Raw genomic sequence first — 404 nt, 5'->3', positions numbered from 1 at the left:
ACAACGAGGATTAACGGAAAAAGCTCGGCGCGTAAATTTACGTAATGCCTTTAATATTGATATTAAACGAGCCAAACAATATGGTTCTGTTGCCTTAATTGATGATGTCATTACCACAGGATCAACCTTAAATGAAATTGCTAAGTTATTAAAACAAGCAGGCATAGAGAATATTCATATTTGGGGACTAGCAAAAACCTAAAGGAAAAACTTAGCGATATTACTGGAAAAAACGCGGTTCTAGGAGTATCATTCTTGATTATTTTACTCAAGTATTATCAGGAATATTGATTTATGCAAATTACCATTTCAGATGCTGCGCAAGCACATTTTCGCCGCCTTTTAGATCAACAAGAAGAAGGCACTAATATCCGAATTTTTGTAGTTAATCCCGGAACCCCGAA

1 protein-coding gene is annotated in these 404 nt (G+C 35.6%); it reads left to right on the top strand.

Features of this window, described 5'->3' with window-relative positions:
• Positions 1 to 202 (top strand): ComF family protein (locus EII42_RS12400; protein WP_148098066.1); only part of this gene is annotated, 202 nt, incomplete at its 5' end.
• Between the last annotated feature and the right edge of the window lie 202 nt (positions 203 to 404).

Source organism: Tessaracoccus sp. OH4464_COT-324, assembly GCF_003932855.1.
Lineage (GTDB): Bacteria > Actinomycetota > Actinomycetes > Propionibacteriales > Propionibacteriaceae > Arachnia.
This window is presented reverse-complemented; position numbering and strand designations above follow the sequence as displayed.